Genomic DNA, 773 nt, shown 5'->3' with positions numbered 1-773 from the left:
CAGGCCACCTGGCTGTGTTTCCTGCTGCTGTTTTATTTCTGTGGCTATGCGGTCCAGCTGCTGGATCCGCCGCCAGTGCGCACCCTGGCGATTGCCAAAACGACCCTGACTGTCATGCTCTTTGTGTTTGCCGCATTACAAATTCGTCAGGGCCAGAATGCTGATTGATGAACGCCTGGAAGTAGAAACACCGGAAGGCGCCATGCTCAGCCTGTCGCTGGCCGGGCCGGTGCCCCGGGCGCTAGCCTACGCCATCGACCTGGCTATTCGGCTGGTGATTTACGGTGCATTGGCCTCAGTGTTCGCGGCACTGGGCAAAGCCGGCATGGGCCTGCTGCTGATCATGGCGTTCGTGCTGGAGTGGTTTTACCCCACCCTGTTTGAAGCCTTCCGCCACGGGCAAACGCCGGGCAAGAAAGCCATGGGGCTGGTGGTGGTTCATGCCAATGGCAGCCCGCTGAGCTTCAACGGCAGCCTGATTCGCAACCTTCTGCGCACCGCCGATGCGTTCCCGCTGTTCTATCTGCTCGGGTTTGTCTGCACGCTGATCAGCCCTCGTTACCAGCGGCTTGGCGACATGGCCGCCAACACCCTGGTTGTCCATATCGAAGAAACCCCACAGATTCAGGAACAGGCTCAGGGTGACACCCTCGCCCCGGACTGGTCCTTGAGCCGGGATGACCAGCTTGCCCTGCTCGCCTTCCATGAACGCCATGACCGCTTTTCCGAAGCCCGCCAGCAAGAGCTGGCGCAACTGGCGTACCCCGAACTGG

General features: G+C 60.7%; 2 protein-coding genes. Both read left to right on the top strand.

The features are described 5' to 3' along the window. Window positions 1–12 precede the first annotated feature (12 nt). Window positions 13–168, top strand: coding sequence for a DUF2069 domain-containing protein (locus A3730_RS32460; protein WP_255364162.1), 156 nt, complete (start codon window positions 13–15; stop codon window positions 166–168). Continuing rightward, on the top strand, window positions 158–773 hold a 616-nt coding region (locus A3730_RS02535), incomplete at its 3' end, for an RDD family protein (protein ID WP_063537419.1). The genes A3730_RS32460 and A3730_RS02535, both read left to right, overlap by 11 nt.

This window comes from Alcanivorax sp. HI0044 (assembly GCF_001634945.1).
Note: the sequence above shows the minus strand (reverse complement) of the source record. Positions and strands in the feature narration are given on the sequence as shown.